We start from the raw sequence: 18331 nt of genomic DNA on the forward strand, positions 1-18331 counted from the left end.
TTTTCGGTAACATAGGGCCGATCTACGTGACACAACAACCCTTCTGCAAAAATAAAAAACCTTAGCGGGAGAAGTTCCAGCTAAGGTTTTTTGATGTTTCAAATGTTTATACGTGCTTTTCTAATACGCTTGCTAATGCATCTTTTGGCTGGAAGCCGACTACTTTATCAACGACTTCGCCATTTTTCATTACCAACAAGGTTGGAATGCTCATGACACCGAAATTAGCCGCTGTTTGCGGGTTGTCATCGACATCAAGTTTCGTGATTTTTACTTTATCGCCCATTTCTGCGTCAAGTTCTTCAAGAACGGGAGCGATCATTTTACAAGGTCCGCACCAAGGCGCCCAGAAATCTACAAGTACAAGACCTGAACCTGTTTCAGCAGAAAAGTTTTGATCTGTTAAGTGTGAAATAGTCATTTAAATTTACCTCCTAATAAATACTGAAATACTACGGAAAGTATAGCATTGATTGGAAAATCACGCTAATAAATTGCTCTCTCGTCATTTTCCCCTTGTTTTTTCCTAAGTATTCTTAAAAATTAGGCTCTGTTAAAAGTGAATGTTGATTTCCGTTCCAGGCGCGAGCGGTGAGCGGGGCGGGCGGTGAGCCTCCTCGGCGCTATAACGCCTGCGGGGTCTCACCTGTCCCGCTGCTCCCGCAGGAGTCTCGCGCCTTCCACTCCAATCAACATTGTGCTCAAAATCAACAATGTGCTTTAACACAGCCAAAAATTATTGAAGCGAGTGGAACAACAGCCGCTCGCTTCACCCTAAGTATTAAGAATGTACTTTTAGCTTTTTAAACTCTTCCGTTAATAACGGCACCACTTCGAATAAGTCACCGACGATTCCGTAATCCGCAATTTTAAAGATGTTTGCTTCAGGATCTTTATTGATGGCGACGATTACTTTGGAGTTGGACATGCCGGCTAAATGCTGAATCGCGCCGGAAATTCCACAGGCAATGTAAAGGTCTGGTGTAACTACTTTACCGGTTTGGCCAATTTGCAGGGAGTAATCACAATAATCGGCGTCACAAGCACCACGGGAAGCACCTACAGCCCCGCCTAAAACATTTGCTAATTCTTTTAGCGGTTCAAATCCTTCTGCACTCTTCACGCCGCGGCCGCCGGAGATAACCACTTTTGCCTCACTTAAATCCACGCCTTCACTCGCTTTTCTTACTACTTCTTTAATGATGGCGCGCAGGTCTTTGATGTCAACGGAAAGGGAGGCAACCTCACCGCTTCTGCTTTCATCCTTCGCTAATGGCGCAATATTATTTGGACGGACCGTCGCAAAAATTAACCCGTCGGTGACAATTTTCTTTTCAAATGCTTTACCGGAATAAATTGGTCTTGTAAAGACGATATTGCCGCCTGCCGCTTCAACGGCAACTGCATCAGAAATGAGTCCTGATGAAAGCTTGCCGGCAATTCTTGGTGCGAGGTCTTTTCCGAGCGCAGTATGACCTGCTACCAGCCCTTCCGGTTTTTCTTGGTCAACCACAGCTAGTAACGCTTGGGCAAAACCATCGGAAGTATATTGCTTTAATTTTTCATTTTCTATAACAACAACACGGTCTGCTCCATATTGTACCAATTCTGCACCTAAAGCGCTTACAGCTTCGCCAGCTAAAACACCGACTACTTCTCCGCCCTCTGCAATTGTTTTTGCCGCAGCAATTGCTTCAAATGATACATTTCTTAGTGAACCGTCACGAACTTCACCTAATACCAATACTTTTCTTGACATGTATGATTACCTCCTGAAAGAACAAATTTTTGAAAAAAAAACGATTAGATTACTTTTGCTTCCGTATGAAGAAGTTGAACTAGTTCTTTAACCTGATCATTTAGATCCCCGGTCAAAACCTTTCCAGCTTCTTTTTTAGGCGGTAAATAAATCTCGATTGTTTTCGTTTTTGCCTCAACCTCATCTTCTTCAAGATCAAGATCGTCTAATTCTAATTCAGCAAGCGGCTTTTTCTTCGCTTTCATAATTCCCGGTAATGAAGGATAGCGCGGCTCGTTCAGGCCTTGCTGTGCCGTTACTAATAGCGGCAGGCTTGTTTCAATGATTTCAGAATCCCCTTCAACGTCACGAGTGACCGTTACGCTGCTGCCATTAATTTCAAGCTTGGTAATCGTAGTCACGTAAGGAATGTTAAGCAGTTCGGCAACACGCGGGCCAACCTGTCCTGTTCCGCCATCTATGGCAACATTTCCGCCTATGATTAAATCAGCATCCTTATCCTTTAAAAATTCTCCGAGAATTTTTGCTGTCGTGAATTGGTCAGCATTTTCAACATCGTCTTCTGTATTTATGAGAACGGCTTTATCTGCACCCATTGCCAGTGCGGTCCGAAGCTGCTTTTCCGTTTCTTCGCCGCCAACAGAAACCACTGTTACTTCGCCGCCATTGGCATCGCGGACTTGGATTGCTTCTTCAATCGCATATTCGTCATATGGGTTGATGATAAATTCAGCACCATCCTCATTGATTCTTCCACCTTTAAGGACAATCTTTTCTTCGGTATCAAAAGTTCTTTTCATTAATACAAAAATATTCATGGTCATGGTCCCCTCCTAATATAATTTCGAGCATTCGCTCAGTTTGAAAGATTGGGAAAATTTAAAGTAAAAACAAACCTTTTGCGGTCAATCCGCTAAGGTAAGTTTATTCACCTTTAAAGTGAGGCTGTCTTTTTTCCATAAAAGCTTGGATGCCTTCTTTCGCGTCAGCCGAGACGAATACTTCGCCAAACAGCTCCGCTTCCTTTTTCATCCCTTCGTAAAACTCGGCCGTTTTCGCATAGTTTAATAGTTGAATAGCAGCCCGAATTGAGCCGGGACTTTTCTTGGCAATTTTAGCAGCCAGTTTATGGGCTTGCTCCAATACTTCTGCTTCTGGATAGGCATGATTGGCTAAACCGTATTGAACTGCCTCTACTCCAGTGATAGGTTCAGAGGTGAACAGCATTTCCGCTGCTCTGGCAGTGCCAACATATTTCGGCAGACGCTGCGTGCCGGCGAATCCAGGGATTAACCCAAGCTGCAGCTCCGGAAGGCCAAGTTTCGCGGTTTCGCTGACAAGGCGGATGTGACAAGCCATTGCGAGCTCCAATCCGCCGCCAAGGGCAGCCCCATGAATCGCCGCAATAATTGGCTTTGGAAATTTCTCCATGCGGTCAAACAAATCTTGTCCATACTTACCAAGATTGGCAAAACCTTCAGACGAGGTAACCGTGGTAAATTCTTTAATATCCGCACCAGCCGAGAAAAAGCGCCCTTCGCCATGAATGACAACGACCCGGATGTCACGATTCGGTTCAATTTCATCAAGGACTGCAGACACTTCCCTTAGAACACCAGATGAAAGGGCATTTGCCGGAGGACGCTGAAGCGTAATTGTCGCGATATTATCCTTACTAGACCATTTTAAGTATTCCAATTAAACTCCCCCTCTACTTAATTTTCAAGTGCTAGCGGCTTCTAAATCCATTAACCAAAAGACGATGGACTGGGGAAGCCAGCTTTGCGAGATCATATTTCTCCTCATTCATCACCCAGGATGTTGCGGTTTCATCAATCGTACCGAAGATCATTTGCCGGGCAAGTCGAACATCGAGGTCGTTTGAAAACTCTCCAGATTCAATGCCTTCGATAATAATCTTATCAATCACCTTTAAGTAGCCTTTGAGCACATCGTTAATTCGGAGCCGTAACTCCTTGTTCGATTGGCGCAGTTCTAATTGCGTGACGATGGCTAGGTGGTGGTCCGCTGAAAGCAGGCTGAAATGAGCTTCGACCATCATTAATAACTTCTCTATCGCCGTCCCTTTTCCTGCTATCATTTGATCTATTTCTTCAATAAAGTTCCCCATTTTTTCTTCAAAGAGGGAGATAAGAATGTCTTCTTTGTTTTTAAAATACAAGTAAATCGTACCGTCAGCCACTCCTGCCTGTTTAGCAATTTTTGATACTTGTGCCTGATGGTAGCCATTTTCAGCGATTACAATTACTGCAGCATCAATAATCTGCATGTATTTTGGCTTCATATTTTTCAATGCTATCCCCCCTTTGAAGTGATGAACTTAATAATCTAAAAATAAAAAAGAAAAATATGAATGAATCATCATTCATATTTTAATAATAGTTTTTAAAGTTATTTCTGTCAAGAAATTCTGAAAGTACTTCTTCATAATATTGCAAATTTTTCAATTAGACAAGCCTTTGTCCGCAAAAAAAATTGATTAGGCGTGCTTTTTGCTTTCTTCCTCTATTTTTTGGATTTCTTCATCCACAAGCATTCTCCTTAAAATTTTTCCAACAGCGGTTTTTGGTAATTCTGGCCTAAATTCATATAGCCGCGGCGCTTTGTAGGCTGCCAGATATTCTCTTGCGTATTCGTTTATTTCATCAACGGTAATCCTCGAGCCTTCTTTTAAAACAATATATGCCTTCACTGTTTCACCGCGGTATGGATCAGGTATGCCGGCAGCGACTGCCTCAAGGACATCCGGATGCTCATACAATACTTCTTCGATTTCTCGAGGATAAATATTAAAGCCGCCAGCAATAATCATATCCTTTTTGCGGTCGACGACATAAAAATATCCCTGTTCATCCATATAGCCAAGGTCACCAGTATACAGCCAGCCGTCGCGGAGGACTTCCTTGGTTTCTTCCGGGCGATTCCAGTAGCCTTTCATAATCTGCGGTCCTTTTACGACAATTTCACCAATTTCCCCTACAGGTATCGGCTCCCCATTATCCATCGTTAGTATCAAGGCATCCGTATCAGGGTATGGAACACCGATGCTGCCTTTTACTTTCGGAGCGTCCCACAGGAAGTTGGAATGGGTGACTGGTGAGGCTTCTGTTAATCCGTAACCTTCAACAAGCTGACCGCCGGTAACTTCCTCGAACTTTTGCTGGACTTCAATCGGGAGCGGGGCCGAACCGCTTATACAAGCTTCTATCGATGAAAGGTCATATTTTTTCAAATCCGGATGGTTTAACAAGCCAATATAAATCGTAGGTGCACCGGGAAATAGAGTTGGGCGCTGTTTTTCGATTGTTTTTAACGTGGTCAGCGCATCAAATTTCGGCAGCAGAATCATTCGATAGGCCATCTTAATCGACAATATCATGACCGTTGTCATCCCGTAAACATGGAAAAAAGGAATGATTCCGAGCACAGATCCTTCCCCTGGTTTGCATTTGTATAGCCACTTCTCAATCATTTCTGTGTTGGCGATTAAATTTTTGTGGGTTAACATGACACCCTTCGGAGAACCGGTCGTACCGCCTGTATATTGCAGTAAGGCCACATCTTCCTCGGCATCGAAATTGTATGCGGTTACTTTTTGTGGACTGCTAGTTAATATTTTCGTTAGCAGATGGATGTTTCCTTCATGCTTTACTTTAACAAGAATTCCATATTGTTTTTTCTGGATGAAAGGATATACGAGATTTTTTGGGAACGGCAGATAGTCTTTGATGGCAGTGACAATGATATGCTGTAATTCCGTTTTCGGCATTACTTTAGAAACACGCGGGTAGAGGATATCTAAGGTGATGATGGCTTTTGCTCCGGAATCCTTCATTTGATACTCAAGTTCACGCTCCGTATACAGTGGATTGGTTTGGACGACAATCCCGCCGGCTATCAAAATACCAAAATAGCTGATGACCGCCTGCGGTGTATTCGGAAGCATGATGGCGACACGGTCGCCTTTTGCAATACCAAGGGTTCCTTGCAAATAGCCGGCAAAATTTAAAGCATCTTTGTAAAGTTGTTTATAGGTCCATTCCTTCCCCATAAAATGAATGGCACTTTTTTCTGGAAAATTCTCAGCTGATTTCTGTAAGCAGTTCTGTACTGGTTCTGAGGAGTATTCAAGTGTGGCAGGAATTTCTTTTGGATATACGTCCAGCCATGGTTTCGACTCCAACATACAAACCTCCCTTTTTTCTTTATTAAATTATTTAAAAAATTCCAACAACCACCTCTATTATAGTACAGTATTTCACAAAATGGAAACCCCAGTTTCAACTCCCAAACCACGCGAGGAAAGGAATTTGCTATGAGTAATACATGCGGCTCTCCGCCATTTTTCCAAATAAAAAATCACCACTGAATAATTCCAGCGATGATTTTTCCATTAGGCAAAAAATATCATATATACGATTCCAATCAGCAAAAACAAGCCACATAATCCAAGAAGTACCTTAGCTAAAGTCTCCACAGTCTATTCTCCCCTTACGAAATTCCTGCACCAATCACATAAGATAAACCAATGGAAATGACCATTGAAATCAAACCTACTGCCCGATTATCATTTTGGATTTCATCGTCAATCTTAAACTTTGGCGTTAAAAATTCAAAGATAAAATAGCCGGTTAATAACAGGATAAATCCATATATCCCCCAGCCAACCATTGTCAGTAACGAATCGTGAAGGGCAATGGTATGGCGGAATATATTGGCGACGCCAAATATTTTTCCACCGGTGGCCATCGCCACGGCTAAATTCCCTTTTTTTATCTCTTCCCAATTTTTATATTTGGTTACCGCTTCAAAAACGGCTAAAAAGACAATCATACATAAAATGACAACACTATAATAGGCCGCGATTTGAATGTATTCGTTCTCCCAAAACTGATCCATAGCTTATCTCCCCGGACATTATTTAAATTCTACGATGGTTACCCCTGAACCACCTTCTCCGGCTTCTCCAAAACGAATTTTCTTAACGGAACGATGGTTTCTTAAATATTCCTGAACTCCCTGTCTTAACGCGCCAGTACCTTTCCCATGGATAATGGAAACACGAGGATAATTGGAAAGCAGGGCATCGTCAATATATTTTTCTACTTTTAGAAGTGCATTTTCATACCTTTCGCCGCGCAGGTCAAGCTCCAGTTTAACAATGGAATCGCGCCCATGGACAATTGACATCGGCTTTGTTTCCACTTGTTTCGGCGTACTCATATATTCCATATCTTTTTCTTTTACCTTCATTTTCAAAATGCCGATTTGAACCTGCCATTCATTTGCAGACACTCGTTCGACAAGCGTTCCTTTTTGGTCAAACGTAAGTACCTTGACTTCATCTCCCGGCATATACGCTTGTTTCTTGGCTTTCTTATTAGCCAGCTTTACGGATTTTTGGATTTCCGGCGCCGCTTCTTCCAAGCGCCTCCTAGCATCAATTAATTCATGTTCCTTAATTTCAGCATGTTTTTCGGTTCTCATTTTGCGCAGATCACGAATAACCTGCTCCGCCTCTTGTTTAGCCTCATCCACGAGGTCAGCTGCTTTTTCAGCAGCCTTTTCCAGCATCGCATCTTTTTTCTCGTAAAATTCCATCATTTGCTTTTGCAAGTCTTGATGAAGCATCTCAGCAGACTTTAAATAATCTCTGGCTTCTTGATGCTCAATTTCTGCCTGGCGCTTACTCGCTTCTAATGATGCAATCATGTTATCGATTTGATTCGTATCCTCGCTTACATGTGAACGGGCTGACTGAATAACCCGATCATTTAAGCCTAAGCGTTTCGAAATTTCAAAGGCATTACTCCGACCAGGTACCCCTAAGAGCAGCTTATAAGTCGGGCTTAATGTCTCAACATCAAACTCGACGCTGGCGTTCAACACCCCTTCGCGATTATAGCCATACGCTTTTAATTCCGGATAGTGAGTTGTCGCGATAACCCGTGCGCCCCGATTGTGGACTTCATCTAAAATCGAAATCGCCAATGCCGCTCCTTCCTGCGGATCGGTCCCGGCACCCAGCTCATCAAAAAGGACAAGGCTGTTGAAATCGACATGGTTTAAGATCTCAACAATATTGACCATATGGGACGAAAACGTACTTAAGCTCTGTTCAATCGATTGCTCGTCGCCAATATCGGCATAAACCGCATCAAAGACAGCAAGTTCTGAACCGTCATACGCCGGCACCTGCAATCCTGCTTGAGCCATTAACGAGCACAAACCCAGTGTTTTTAAGGTGACCGTTTTCCCGCCCGTATTAGGTCCGGTAATGACAATCGTGGTAAACTCTTTCCCGAGCATAATATCGTTGGCAACAACTTCATCGATAGGAATTAACGGATGCCGTGCTTTATATAGCGCAATTCTACCCTCATTATTCATCACCGGCATCGTTGCTTTGATTTTTTTTCCATATCTTGCTTTAGCAAAAATAAAGTCTAAATTCGCTAAGACAGCGACGATAACTTGAAGTTCGCCTTCATGCTCCGCAGCATGGGCCGAAAGCTCGGTGAGAATTCTTTCAATTTCAAGCTGTTCCTTGACACGAATATCCTGTAATTGATTATTTAGCTGAACAATCACTTGCGGTTCAATAAATAAAGTTTGTCCTGATGCACTCTGGTCATGAATAATTCCGCCGTAGTGACCACGGTACTCCTGTTTGACAGGAATCACAAAGCGATCATTTCGAATCGTGACAATCGCATCGGACAGCATTTTACTAGCATTAGAGGAACGAATCATGCTCTCAAGCTTTTCACGGACGCGTGATTCATTGGTCCTTAGCTGATGTCTTAATGAGCGCAATAGCTCACTGGCACTATCTAGCACCTCGCCGCTTTCATCAATGGCCAGTTTAATTGCTTGTTCAAGGTTCGTGAGCGGAATGATTTGCGCTACTTGTTCTAATAAAATCGGAAGTTCCGTTCTTTCCGCTGCAATATCCTCGATAAATCGCTTCATCTGCCGGCTGGCATGGATTGTACTTGCAATTTGGACGAGTTCGTGCGGACTGAGAACTCCGCCAATGACCGAACGCTTAATATGAGCACGGATATCATGAATCCCTGCGAGCGGGATCGTTGGTTTTATCCGAAAAACCGTCGCTGCCTCATCTGTTTCTGCTTGAAGCTTGACCACTTCTGCAAAATCAGTGGATGGCACCAGGTGTTTGATTTTGTCCTTGCCAAGTGAAGATGCGGCATGTTCTAACAGCTGCTCTCTCACTTTTGTAAATTCTAATACCTTTAGAACTCTATCTTGCATGGAGTTAAAACCTCCTCTTATCTATTATGCAAAAATTCAAGTAAGTCATTTTTATCAAGCGCATTTAGCACCGATGATTTTCTAATCCAGCCCTTTTTAGCAGTGGAAACGCCAATTTCCATATGCTTTAAGGTATCCAATTTGTGGGCGTCCGTATTGATGAGAATCTTAACACCGGCCTCTTGCGCTTTCCTTAAATATTCGGCCGCTAGGTCAAGCCGGTTCGGGTTGGCATTTAATTCTAACGCGGTATTCGTTTCCTTTGCCAGCTGGATAAGCAAATCGATGTCAACATCATAGCCTTCACGGCGGCCGATTTTTCTGCCAGTTGGATGGGCAATTAAATCGACATGTGCATTGGTTAAGGCTGACTTAAGCCGCTCCATAATCTTTTCTCTTGATTGGGTAAATGCTGAATGAATCGAAGCGATGACGAAATCCATGTCAGCAAGTATTTCATCATCATAATCCAAGGTGCCATCAGGTAATATGTCCATTTCAACACCGCGAAGGATGAGGATATCATCATATTTTTTATTCAAATTCTTGATTTCCTCTCCCTGTTTCAAAAGCCGCTCGCGTGTGAGTCCATTTGCCACCTTAAGATATTGTGAATGGTCGGTGATCGCCATGTATTGATAACCGCGGTTCCGGCACGCTTCCACCATTTCTTCAATTGTATGAACTCCATCGCTCCAGGTAGTGTGCATATGCAGATCGCCTTTAATATCTTCAAGCTTGATAAATTCCTCATTGGCGCTGAACATTTCTACCTCTTTCCCGTCCTCTCTGATTTCCGGAGGAATAAATGGAAGGTCAAAATGCTTGAAAAATTCCTCTTCTGAAGTGAATGTACGGATTTCCCCAGACTCCACGTCCTCCACACCATACTCGCTGATTTTTTCGCCGCGTTCCTTGGCAAGCTGCCGCATCCGGACATTATGTTCCTTTGAACCAGTAAAATGGTGTAAGGTTGTAATAAATTCCTCTGGTCTCACAAGCCGGAAATCGACGGAGATATCAAATTCATAGCCTAGAACAATGGAAACCTTAGTATCACCGGCACCAATCACTTCTTTGATATCAGGCAATTGGAGCAGCTGCTCGCGAACTCGATCAGTGTTGTCGGTCGCAATAATAAAATCAAGGTCTTTAATGGTCTCGCGCATTCTTCTTAGACTGCCTGCCCGTGAAAAACGGTTAATCTCCGGTATCACAGCAAGCTGTGCTTCTATTTGGTCTGCTATCGGCAGCATATAGGCAATTGGGAGCCTGTCAGGTCTTGAACCAACGCTGGCGATGGCACTTAAGATTTTCTCTTCGGTTTTTTTGCCAAAACCAGCGAGTGCTTGTACCTTCCCTGCCTCACAGGCTGCCTTTAAACTGGAAACATCGATAATTTCTAATTCCTTGTATAGTTTGGCGATTTTCTTGCCGCCAAGACCCGGCAGCTGCAGTAACGGAATCAATCCAGCAGGGACTTCTTCCTTCAGTTCTTTTAATACCGAGGAAGATCCTTCCTTTATGTATTCATCAATTACGGCAGCTGTCCCTTTGCCGATTCCCGAAATACTGGTATAGTCCTCAATGTCCTCTAAGCTGCGTTCATCGATTTCAAGAGCATTAGCTGCCTTGCGAAAAGCCGAAACCTTAAATGGGTTCTCTCCTTTTAATTCCATATAAATCGCAACCGTTTCTAATAAACGAATTAATTCCCTTTTATTGATTGCCATAATATCCACCTTCCCCCGAAGTTTAGCATCTTCATTTTATCTTATTAAGGTTAAAAAAGAAAAACTTCTCTGCTAAGGAGAAGTTCAAGCAGCTGAATATACTTTTCACAGGCCTTTGATTTGCTGTGAAAGGATTGGCGTGTGATTGACAATTGCCTTTGCCAATACAGAATGGTCCAAATGAGTCTGAATCATTTCGATTGGAATTAAGGCAGCAATATATAATACAATAAAAATAATTAAGTAGACTTCACAAAAACCGAACAAGCCGCCAGCCCATACATTCAACTGCTTTAGTACAGGTAAATGCGCAATAAAATCAAGCATGGAACCGATGATTTGGAATAAAATCTTAACAGCAAAAAAGATTATCACAAAGGCAATTGCCCGGTAGAAGGCCGTTTCTACATCAGTAGAGTCTGTTAATAATTTTAATGTTGTCCCTTCGCTAAACTTCGGGTAAGGTATCCAAAGAATTAGCTTTGGCGCCAGTTGATCGTAGTATAAATAGGCAACAATATATGCAATAATAAAACTTGTTAAATGTACAAGCTGGAGGATAAAGCCTCTTTTAAGGCCGACAAAGAATCCCATGATTAAAAGTATGATAATAATTAAATCAAACATAATTTTTTAGTCCTTTTCCTTTTGTAGTTCTGCTTGCAGTCGTTCTAATTGATCCTTTAGTTTAATATAATCATTGACAGCATTTACCGCTGTTAATACAGCAAGTTTACTGACGTCAAGAGCTGGATTCTTAGAATTGATTTCACGCATTTTATCGTCAACTAACGCGGCAACAAGCCGAATATGACTCGAGCTTTCCGTTCCCATTATGACGTAATGCTGTCCGTAAATATCAACGGTGGTTCTATTTTTTTCTGTTTTTGACAAAGTAAATGCTCCCTTCAAAGAATCCTACTCTATATCATAACACGAACGTATGGATGTGGAAAAGTCAAACCTATTTAAGTGAGTCGGATATATTTTAGTAGAAATGTGGTGTTTTTATAGTGGGAAATGTGGTAATTAATCTGGGAATGGCCGAAATCATGAAAATGCACGATTATTACAGTAAACAGTTAGTCGATAAAAATCCACCAGGAAGTGTGTTCGCCGCGAAAACTCCTGCCTGTATGGTCACAGCTTATAAATCTGGGAAAGTTCTATTCCAAGGGAATGATTGTGAAAAAGAGGCAGGGAAATGGGGCGGCGCTGGTGGTGGCGCAGGTGATGCTCGAGGCGGTGGTGCCAGGGGCGCTGGCGGTGCCGGAGTGACTGCTAAAAAGCCCGCCGCTGCCAAAGGAAAATCTGCGGCGAAGGGCGACCTGCCCATAGGTATCGGCGGGATGTCCGCCATCGGATCAGATGAAGTCGGAACGGGTGATTTTTTCGGGCCGATTACTGTTGTTGCGGCTTATGTAAAAAAGGAACACATTCCATTATTAAAAGAATTAGGTGTCCGAGATTCGAAGGATTTAGGCGATGAAAAAATCGTGGCGATTGCCAAGGTTATCAAGGATGTCGTTCCCTTCAGCCTGATGACACTGAAAAATGATAAATACAATCAAGTGCAGCAAGCAGGTTGGTCCCAAGGAAAGATGAAGGCTGTTCTTCATAACCAGGCAATTTTAAATGTGTTAGGAAAAATTTCACCAGAGAAGCCGGAAGTGATTCTTATTGATCAATTTGTCCAAGCGAGTACTTATTTTCAACATTTAAAAAACCAAAAAGCGATTGCAAAAGAAAATGTTTATTTTAGCACGAAAGCGGAAGGCATTCATCTGGCGGTCGCGGCGGCCAGCATTCTCGCCCGATATGCTTTTATTCAATATATTGATAAGCTTGGCGAGGCCGCGGGCTTTAAGATTCCGAAAGGCGCCGGGGCACAGGTTGATGTCGCGGCTGCCAAGTTGATTGTAAATAAGGGACGAGACATTCTACCTTCGTTTGTAAAGCTTCACTTCGCCAATACCGATAAGGCACTGGCGCTTGTCAATAAAAAACGTAAATAGGGTATGGAGGGGTTTTTAGTGGTGAATAGACTCAGTGATGCGGAAATAACGACAGCTGTTGCTGAATTAACGGGCTGGAAATTAGACGGTAAATTTATTGTAAAAAAATATCGTTTTCGGGAATTTTTAAAGGGTGTAGCGTTCGTTAATGAGATTGCCGAGCTTTCCGAAGAAAAAAATCATCACCCGTTTATCGCTATTGACTATAAATTGGTGACACTCCGGCTGACTTCCTGGAATGCAGGGGGATTAACTGATTTGGATGTCGCCTTGGCGAAAATGTATGATGAAATTTATGGGAAAATGTAACATAAAGAGGCTGCCCTGCAAGTTAGTTGCAAGACAGCCTCTTTTTAAAGAAAAAGCCAGCCCGAAATACAAGTTTCGAGCCAGCCTTTAAAAATTAACCTCTTAACACTGCACCGGCCTTTTCTTGTAAAGCACTTAGTACACGTTCATGAACCTTGGTAACCTCTTCATCCGTTAAAGTACGTACAGGGTCAGCATATTTTAATGAGAAAGCAATCGACTTCTTGCCTGCTTCCATCTTGTCTCCCTCATATAAATCAAATACTTCAGCTTCCTTCAGAAGCGGAGCCCCTTCATTTACTATAATTTCCCATAAGGTGCCTGACACCGTTTCTCTGTTTACCACAAGGGCAATGTCTCTTGTGATGGATGGGAAGCGTGGGATGGTTTCGTATTGTAATACTGATGCCTCTGCTTCAAGGACTGCTTTTAGTGATAGTTCGAATACGTAGGTGTCTTTTAAATCAAGCTCTTTTTGGATGCTTGGGTGTACTTGACCGACGAAGCCGATTTTTTCACCATTCAAGCGGACTTCTGCGGTACGGCCAGGATGCATGCCATCTAACTGTACCTGAACATATTCTACTCGCTCCACAAGACCAAGCTTTGCAAACATTCCTTCTAAAATCCCTTTAACAACGAAGAAGTCAACCGCCTTCTTCTCCCCTTGCCATGAATGGCTATGCCACAAGCCAGTAACCGCTCCCGCTAAATGCTCTCTCTCAACAGGTAGTGCCTCATCCCCATTTGATAAGAATACCGAACCTGTTTCATAAACGGCCAAGCTATCGTTTTGGCGTGCACTATTGTATTTAAGGACTTCCAATAGCTGCGGCATAATGCTTAAACGAAGAATACTGCGCTCTTCGCTCATTGGCATTGCTAAACGAATTGTATCGCCTTTTTCTAGGGCAAATTGGGTAGCTTTTTCTTCACTTGTTAATGAGTACGTTACAGCCTGGTACAAGCCTGCACCCTCAAGGTATTGACGGACTTCACGACGCTTCCTCTGGTAGTCTGACAATCTGCCTGGAGTGGATGAACCAATCGGCAATGTCTTCGGAATATTATCATACCCGTAAAGGCGCGCAACCTCTTCCAATAAATCTTCTTCAATTTTAATATCACCGCGGCGCGTTGGTGCCGTAACTGTAATCGTATCTTCCTCGATAGAAACTGCGAATTGCAGGCGGTCAAAGATTTCTTTAATATCCTTCATCACTAACTCTGTTCCAAGGACACGGTTGATTTTTTCAAGCGTAATCGAAACTACTGCTGGTTCAACTGTAAGTGTATCAGCCTCAGCAGCTCCTTCTAAAACTTCACCGCCGGCATACTTCGCCATTAAATATGCCGCACGTTCGCCAGCTGCACGAACGCGGTTTGGATCAACGCCTTTTTCAAACCGGGCGCTTGCCTCACTTCTTAAACCGTGGTCTTTCGATGCTTTTCTTACGGCAGCCCCTTTAAAATAAGCTGATTCTAATAAAACTGTCGTTGTGTCGGAAGTTACCTCTGAATTTGCTCCGCCCATTACACCGGCAAGGGCTACTGGCTCGGTTCCATTTGTAATCACAAGATGGTCTGTTGTGAGTGTCCGTTCCACATCATCAAGTGTCACAAATTTTTCGCCATCGGCAGCACGGCGGACAAGAATTTCTTTGGATCCTAAACGGTCATAGTCAAACGCATGAAGCGGCTGGCCATATTCTAATAAAATATAGTTCGTAATATCAACAACATTATTATGCGGTCGGATACCGGCTGACATTAAGCGCGTCTGCATCCATAGTGGCGCGGGGCCGATTTTTACTTTTTTAATCATTTTTGCCACATATAATGGGTTATCCTCTTCTGCTTCTACAGTAATTTTTACGTAATCAGAAGCTTTTTCAGCAACTGGCTCTAAACTAGTTTCCGGAATTTTTACCTCTCTGCCTAGAATTGCTGCCACTTCATAAGCAACACCCAGCATGCTTAAGCAATCTGCGCGGTTAGGCGTCAAACTAAGCTCAAGGACCTCATCATCCCTATTTAACAAGCCAAGGGCATCGACGCCCACCTCAGCATCTGTTGGAAAAACAAAGATACCCTCGGAATATTCTTTCGGAACAACTTTGCCTTCCATTCCTAGCTCAGTAAGGGAGCAAATCATTCCATTCGATTCCTCACCGCGAAGCTTCGCCCGTTTAATTTTAAAATTACCCGGTAAAACGGCACCAGTTTTGGCTACAGCAACCTTTTGTCCTTGCGCCACATTCGGTGCTCCGCAAATAATTTGCACTGGCTGCTCTTCGCCGACATCAACAAGACATTTACTTAATTTATCGGCATTTGGGTGCTGCTCCCGTTCTAATACATGACCGACAACAACACCTTTAATACCTTCGTTAAGGATTTCTACTCCCTCAACTTCAATCCCGCTTTTGGTAATTTTTTCAGCTAATTCAGCTGCTGTTACTCCAGATAAATCGATATAATCTTGGAGCCATTTATATGAAACGAACATTTTGTCAACCTCCTATTCTTCTACCGAAAACTGTTGTAAGAATCGTACATCGTTAGTATAGAAATGTCTGATATCATCGACACCGTATTTCAACATCGCAATCCGCTCTGGTCCCATCCCAAAGGCAAAGCCAGTGTATTTTTTCGAATCATAACCAGCCATCTCAAGGACGTTTGGATGAACCATGCCGGCCCCAAGAATTTCAATCCAGCCTGTTTGCTTACAAACGCTGCAGCCCTTGCCCCCGCAAATTTTACAAGAAATATCCATTTCAACAGACGGTTCTGTGAACGGGAAAAAGCTAGGTCTTAAGCGGATTTCGCGGTCGTCACCAAACATTTTTTTCGCAAAAACTTCTAATGTACCTTTAAGGTCGCTCATGCGAATATTCTCGCCAACGACAAGGCCTTCGATTTGCATGAACTGGTGGGAGTGTGTCGCGTCGTCATTGTCACGGCGGTACACTTTACCCGGACAAATAATTTTGATTGGACCCTTGCCTTCATGCTTCTCCATCGTCCGCGCTTGGACTGGCGATGTGTGTGTGCGCAGAAGGATTTCCTCCGTGATATAGAAGGAGTCCTGCATATCGCGGGCAGGGTGCCCTTTCGGTAAATTAAGTGCTTCAAAGTTGTAATAATCCTGCTCAACCTCAGGACCTTCGGCTACATGGTAACCCATCCCAATAAATAAGTCTTCAATTTCTTCAATAATCCTTGTGAGCGGGTGGTGGTTTCCTACTTTCACTGGGCGTCCTGGAAGCGTAACATCAATACTTTCAGTCGCGAGTTTTTCAAGGACAGCAGCCTCTTCCAACCCTTTTTGTTTGGCTTCGATTTTCATGGCAATCGCTTCGCGGACTTCGTTGGCGAGTGCCCCCATGACTGGACGCTCTTCAGCGGAAAGCTTGCCCATTCCGCGCAGCACTTCGGTGATTGGACCCTTTTTTCCTAGGTAGGCGACGCGAATGTCATTCAATTCTTTTAAGCTTGCAGACTGATCAATCTTTTGAATAGCCTCTTCCTGCAATTCCTTCAAACGTTCTTGCATGTCTATTCCTCCTTATTTTTTGAATGATTAGATTGGTGTCAGGCACCATTAATAATACAAAGGCAGTAGAAAGGGTGTCAGGCACCGAAGAAAAACAAAAAAACCCCATCCCTGGAAAGGGACGAGGTTTATAGTTCGCGGTACCACCCTTGTAAACACGATATGTATAAAACACAAGTGTTCGCTTCATTCGGATAACGGCTTATGCCGGTGCATCTTTACATTCTTCTTAGAAAAATGGTCCCGATGCCAACTCAGGAGGTGAACTTCTCATGTCCGAACCATAAAAGTGCTTTCAGTCGCGGCACTTTCTCCCTAAATGGTCAACAGACAAGATACTTTTCTCCGTCATCGTCTTTGTAATAATTAATTGTTCACTATTATACAATAATTTTCAGTAAAAGGTCAAACTTGTTTGCGCCTATTTTTTTAAATAATAGAGAAGGATTCCCGTTGCAACAGCTACATTTAGCGACTCACTCTTGCCGTAAATCGGTATATACAGATTGGCAGTTGTGTTGGCAAGGAAATCTTTGCCGACGCCGTTTCCTTCATTTCCAACAATCAATGCAAAAGAATCACCGCTGGAAATATCAGTATAAGCGGATGCCCCTTCAAGTGCTGTCCCGTAAACGGGAATATTTTTTTCTTGCAGTTTGTCCATCCATTCATGGAGGTCGCCTCTGATAATTGGAAGGTGAAAATGGCTTCCCTGAGCAGACCTAAGCACCTTAGAGTTATAAATATCTACGCTCCCGCGGCCGACAATCACGGCGTCAATACCGGCTGCATCAGCGGTGCGAATCATCGTACCGAGATTTCCTGGATCCTGGACGGCATCGATGAGTAGCAAGGATTTTGCATCATCTGCTTGCGGATTCTCTTGGCGGCAAACTGCATAAATTCCTTGCGGTGCTTCAGTGTCAGATAATGAATCGGAAATCTCTTCCGTTATTGTTGTTACTTGCGTGGAACCTAAGTCCCAGCGCGGCGGCAGGCCGACTTTTTCAGAAACGATAATTTCCGAAATTTGCTCTCCCTGTTTGATTGCCTCCTCAACTAAATGAAAGCCTTCAACTAAAAACGTGCCCGACTTATCCCGCTCCTTTTTCGTTAAAAGCTTTTTCCATTGTTTTACCTTAGGATTATTGACAGATTCTATATGTTTCAAAACTGGTTCTCCTTTTTAAAAATCTCACCTGACTTTATCATAACAATAATACATAATAAAACCAAAAATAGAAAACATATTAAAGAAAGACAGGATAAAAAGGAGTGTGGGGTTATGAACTTAAATTTACGAAATGCGATTATTCACAATGTTACTGGTAATTCTCAAGATGAATTAGAGGATACAATCGTTGATGCGATTCAAAATGGGGAGGAAAAAATGCTCCCTGGTCTCGGTGTATTATTTGAAGTCATTTGGAAAAATTCATCTGAAGAAGAGAAAAAGGAAATGCTTTCAACCCTTGAAAGTGGGTTAAAGTAAAAATCTCCCTAAGCTGCCATCATCAATCGGCAGCTTTTTTTATATAGGCTGTGTTAAAGCACATTGTTGATTTTGAGTACAATGTTGATTGGAGTGGAAGGCGCGAGACTCCTGCGGGAGCAGCGGGACAGGTGAGACCCCGCAGGCGCTTTAGCGCCGAGGAGGCTC

At 43.1% G+C, this 18331-nt stretch carries 17 protein-coding genes and 1 other annotated feature; of the genes, 3 read left to right on the plus strand and 14 right to left on the minus strand.

The window, feature by feature from the left end; translation table 11 throughout:
• Positions 1-106 precede the first annotated feature (106 nt).
• The 11 genes from trxA to zapA all read right to left on the minus strand — a co-directional run bounded on the left by trxA (position 107) and on the right by zapA (position 11682).
• On the minus strand, positions 107-421 hold the full coding sequence (trxA, locus tag ACFVSW_RS11750; RefSeq protein WP_387316021.1) for a thioredoxin: 315 nt from the start codon (positions 419-421) through the stop codon (positions 107-109).
• Between the two features lie 360 nt (positions 422-781).
• Entirely contained in the window at positions 782-1759 is a 978-nt protein-coding gene (locus tag ACFVSW_RS11755) for an electron transfer flavoprotein subunit alpha/FixB family protein (protein ID WP_387316023.1), read from the minus strand.
• A gap of 44 nt (positions 1760-1803) precedes the next feature.
• On the minus strand, positions 1804-2577 hold the full coding sequence (locus ACFVSW_RS11760) for an electron transfer flavoprotein subunit beta/FixA family protein (RefSeq protein ID WP_387316063.1): 774 nt from the start codon (positions 2575-2577) through the stop codon (positions 1804-1806).
• Positions 2578-2683: 106 nt separating this feature from the next.
• Complete coding sequence (locus tag ACFVSW_RS11765) at positions 2684-3457, minus strand: enoyl-CoA hydratase (protein WP_387316025.1); 774 nt, start codon at positions 3455-3457, stop codon at positions 2684-2686.
• Between the two features lie 31 nt (positions 3458-3488).
• A complete protein-coding gene (locus tag ACFVSW_RS11770) occupies positions 3489-4073 on the minus strand; it encodes a fatty acid metabolism transcriptional regulator FadR (RefSeq protein WP_387316027.1) in 585 nt (194 codons plus the stop codon).
• A gap of 186 nt (positions 4074-4259) precedes the next feature.
• Entirely contained in the window at positions 4260-5966 is a 1707-nt protein-coding gene (locus ACFVSW_RS11775) for an AMP-binding protein (protein ID WP_387316030.1), read from the minus strand.
• A gap of 305 nt (positions 5967-6271) precedes the next feature.
• The gene (locus ACFVSW_RS11780) at positions 6272-6679 is read right to left on the minus strand and encodes a DUF350 domain-containing protein (protein WP_066090667.1); all 408 of its coding nucleotides are present in this window, start codon (positions 6677-6679) and stop codon (positions 6272-6274) included.
• 18 nt (positions 6680-6697) lie between these two features.
• Positions 6698-9055, minus strand: coding sequence for an endonuclease MutS2 (locus ACFVSW_RS11785; protein ID WP_387316033.1), 2358 nt, complete (start codon positions 9053-9055; stop codon positions 6698-6700).
• 17 nt (positions 9056-9072) lie between these two features.
• On the minus strand, positions 9073-10788 hold the full coding sequence (gene polX / locus ACFVSW_RS11790) for a DNA polymerase/3'-5' exonuclease PolX (RefSeq protein ID WP_387316035.1): 1716 nt from the start codon (positions 10786-10788) through the stop codon (positions 9073-9075).
• Positions 10789-10893: 105 nt separating this feature from the next.
• Positions 10894-11415: a CvpA family protein gene (locus tag ACFVSW_RS11795; RefSeq protein WP_387316037.1), complete on the minus strand. Its 522-nt coding sequence runs from the start codon at positions 11413-11415 to the stop codon at positions 10894-10896.
• Between the two features lie 6 nt (positions 11416-11421).
• The gene (gene zapA, locus ACFVSW_RS11800; protein ID WP_024029203.1) at positions 11422-11682 is read right to left on the minus strand and encodes a cell division protein ZapA; all 261 of its coding nucleotides are present in this window, start codon (positions 11680-11682) and stop codon (positions 11422-11424) included.
• A gap of 119 nt (positions 11683-11801) precedes the next feature.
• Here zapA and rnhC point away from each other — a divergent pair, with 119 nt between their 5' ends.
• A complete protein-coding gene (gene rnhC / locus ACFVSW_RS11805; RefSeq protein ID WP_387316039.1) occupies positions 11802-12803 on the plus strand; it encodes a ribonuclease HIII in 1002 nt (333 codons plus the stop codon).
• An 18-nt stretch (positions 12804-12821) separates the two neighbouring features.
• On the plus strand, positions 12822-13112 hold the full coding sequence (locus tag ACFVSW_RS11810) for a 4a-hydroxytetrahydrobiopterin dehydratase (RefSeq protein WP_387316041.1): 291 nt from the start codon (positions 12822-12824) through the stop codon (positions 13110-13112).
• A gap of 94 nt (positions 13113-13206) precedes the next feature.
• Here ACFVSW_RS11810 and pheT read toward each other — a convergent pair whose 3' ends face one another.
• The 3 genes from pheT to ACFVSW_RS11825 all read right to left on the minus strand — a co-directional run bounded on the left by pheT (position 13207) and on the right by ACFVSW_RS11825 (position 17842).
• On the minus strand, positions 13207-15621 hold the full coding sequence (pheT, locus tag ACFVSW_RS11815) for a phenylalanine--tRNA ligase subunit beta (RefSeq protein WP_387316043.1): 2415 nt from the start codon (positions 15619-15621) through the stop codon (positions 13207-13209).
• A 12-nt stretch (positions 15622-15633) separates the two neighbouring features.
• Positions 15634-16671 (minus strand): phenylalanine--tRNA ligase subunit alpha, encoded by a 1038-nt coding sequence (pheS, locus tag ACFVSW_RS11820; RefSeq protein WP_387316045.1) that lies wholly within the window; start codon positions 16669-16671, stop codon positions 15634-15636.
• A 114-nt stretch (positions 16672-16785) separates the two neighbouring features.
• Positions 16786-17032 (minus strand) — a binding site (T-box leader).
• A 60-nt stretch (positions 17033-17092) separates the two neighbouring features.
• Positions 17093-17842 (minus strand): TrmH family RNA methyltransferase, encoded by a 750-nt coding sequence (locus tag ACFVSW_RS11825; protein ID WP_387316047.1) that lies wholly within the window; start codon positions 17840-17842, stop codon positions 17093-17095.
• A gap of 114 nt (positions 17843-17956) precedes the next feature.
• Here ACFVSW_RS11825 and sspI point away from each other — a divergent pair, with 114 nt between their 5' ends.
• Complete coding sequence (sspI, locus tag ACFVSW_RS11830; RefSeq protein ID WP_387316049.1) at positions 17957-18163, plus strand: small acid-soluble spore protein SspI; 207 nt, start codon at positions 17957-17959, stop codon at positions 18161-18163.
• Positions 18164-18331: the final 168 nt, after the last annotated feature.

The sequence above is a fragment of the Neobacillus sp. NPDC058068 genome (assembly GCF_042885335.1).
Classification (GTDB): Bacteria; Bacillota; Bacilli; order Bacillales; family Cytobacillaceae; genus Neobacillus.

Coding starts and splice junctions, on each gene's coding strand:
- pheS (WP_387316045.1), bottom strand. CDS start 16,671: ATGCAAGAACGTTTGAAGGAATTGCAGGAAGAGGCTATTCAAAAGATT.
- ACFVSW_RS11775 (WP_387316030.1), bottom strand. CDS start 5,966: ATGTTGGAGTCGAAACCATGGCTGGACGTATATCCAAAAGAAATTCCT.
- trxA (WP_387316021.1), bottom strand. CDS start 421: ATGACTATTTCACACTTAACAGATCAAAACTTTTCTGCTGAAACAGGT.
- ACFVSW_RS11755 (WP_387316023.1), bottom strand. CDS start 1,759: ATGTCAAGAAAAGTATTGGTATTAGGTGAAGTTCGTGACGGTTCACTA.
- ACFVSW_RS11780 (WP_066090667.1), bottom strand. CDS start 6,679: ATGGATCAGTTTTGGGAGAACGAATACATTCAAATCGCGGCCTATTAT.
- sspI (WP_387316049.1), top strand. CDS start 17,957: ATGAACTTAAATTTACGAAATGCGATTATTCACAATGTTACTGGTAAT.
- ACFVSW_RS11760 (WP_387316063.1), bottom strand. CDS start 2,577: ATGAATATTTTTGTATTAATGAAAAGAACTTTTGATACCGAAGAAAAG.
- ACFVSW_RS11795 (WP_387316037.1), bottom strand. CDS start 11,415: ATGTTTGATTTAATTATTATCATACTTTTAATCATGGGATTCTTTGTC.
- ACFVSW_RS11785 (WP_387316033.1), bottom strand. CDS start 9,055: ATGCAAGATAGAGTTCTAAAGGTATTAGAATTTACAAAAGTGAGAGAG.
- pheT (WP_387316043.1), bottom strand. CDS start 15,621: ATGTTCGTTTCATATAAATGGCTCCAAGATTATATCGATTTATCTGGA.
- polX (WP_387316035.1), bottom strand. CDS start 10,788: ATGGCAATCAATAAAAGGGAATTAATTCGTTTATTAGAAACGGTTGCG.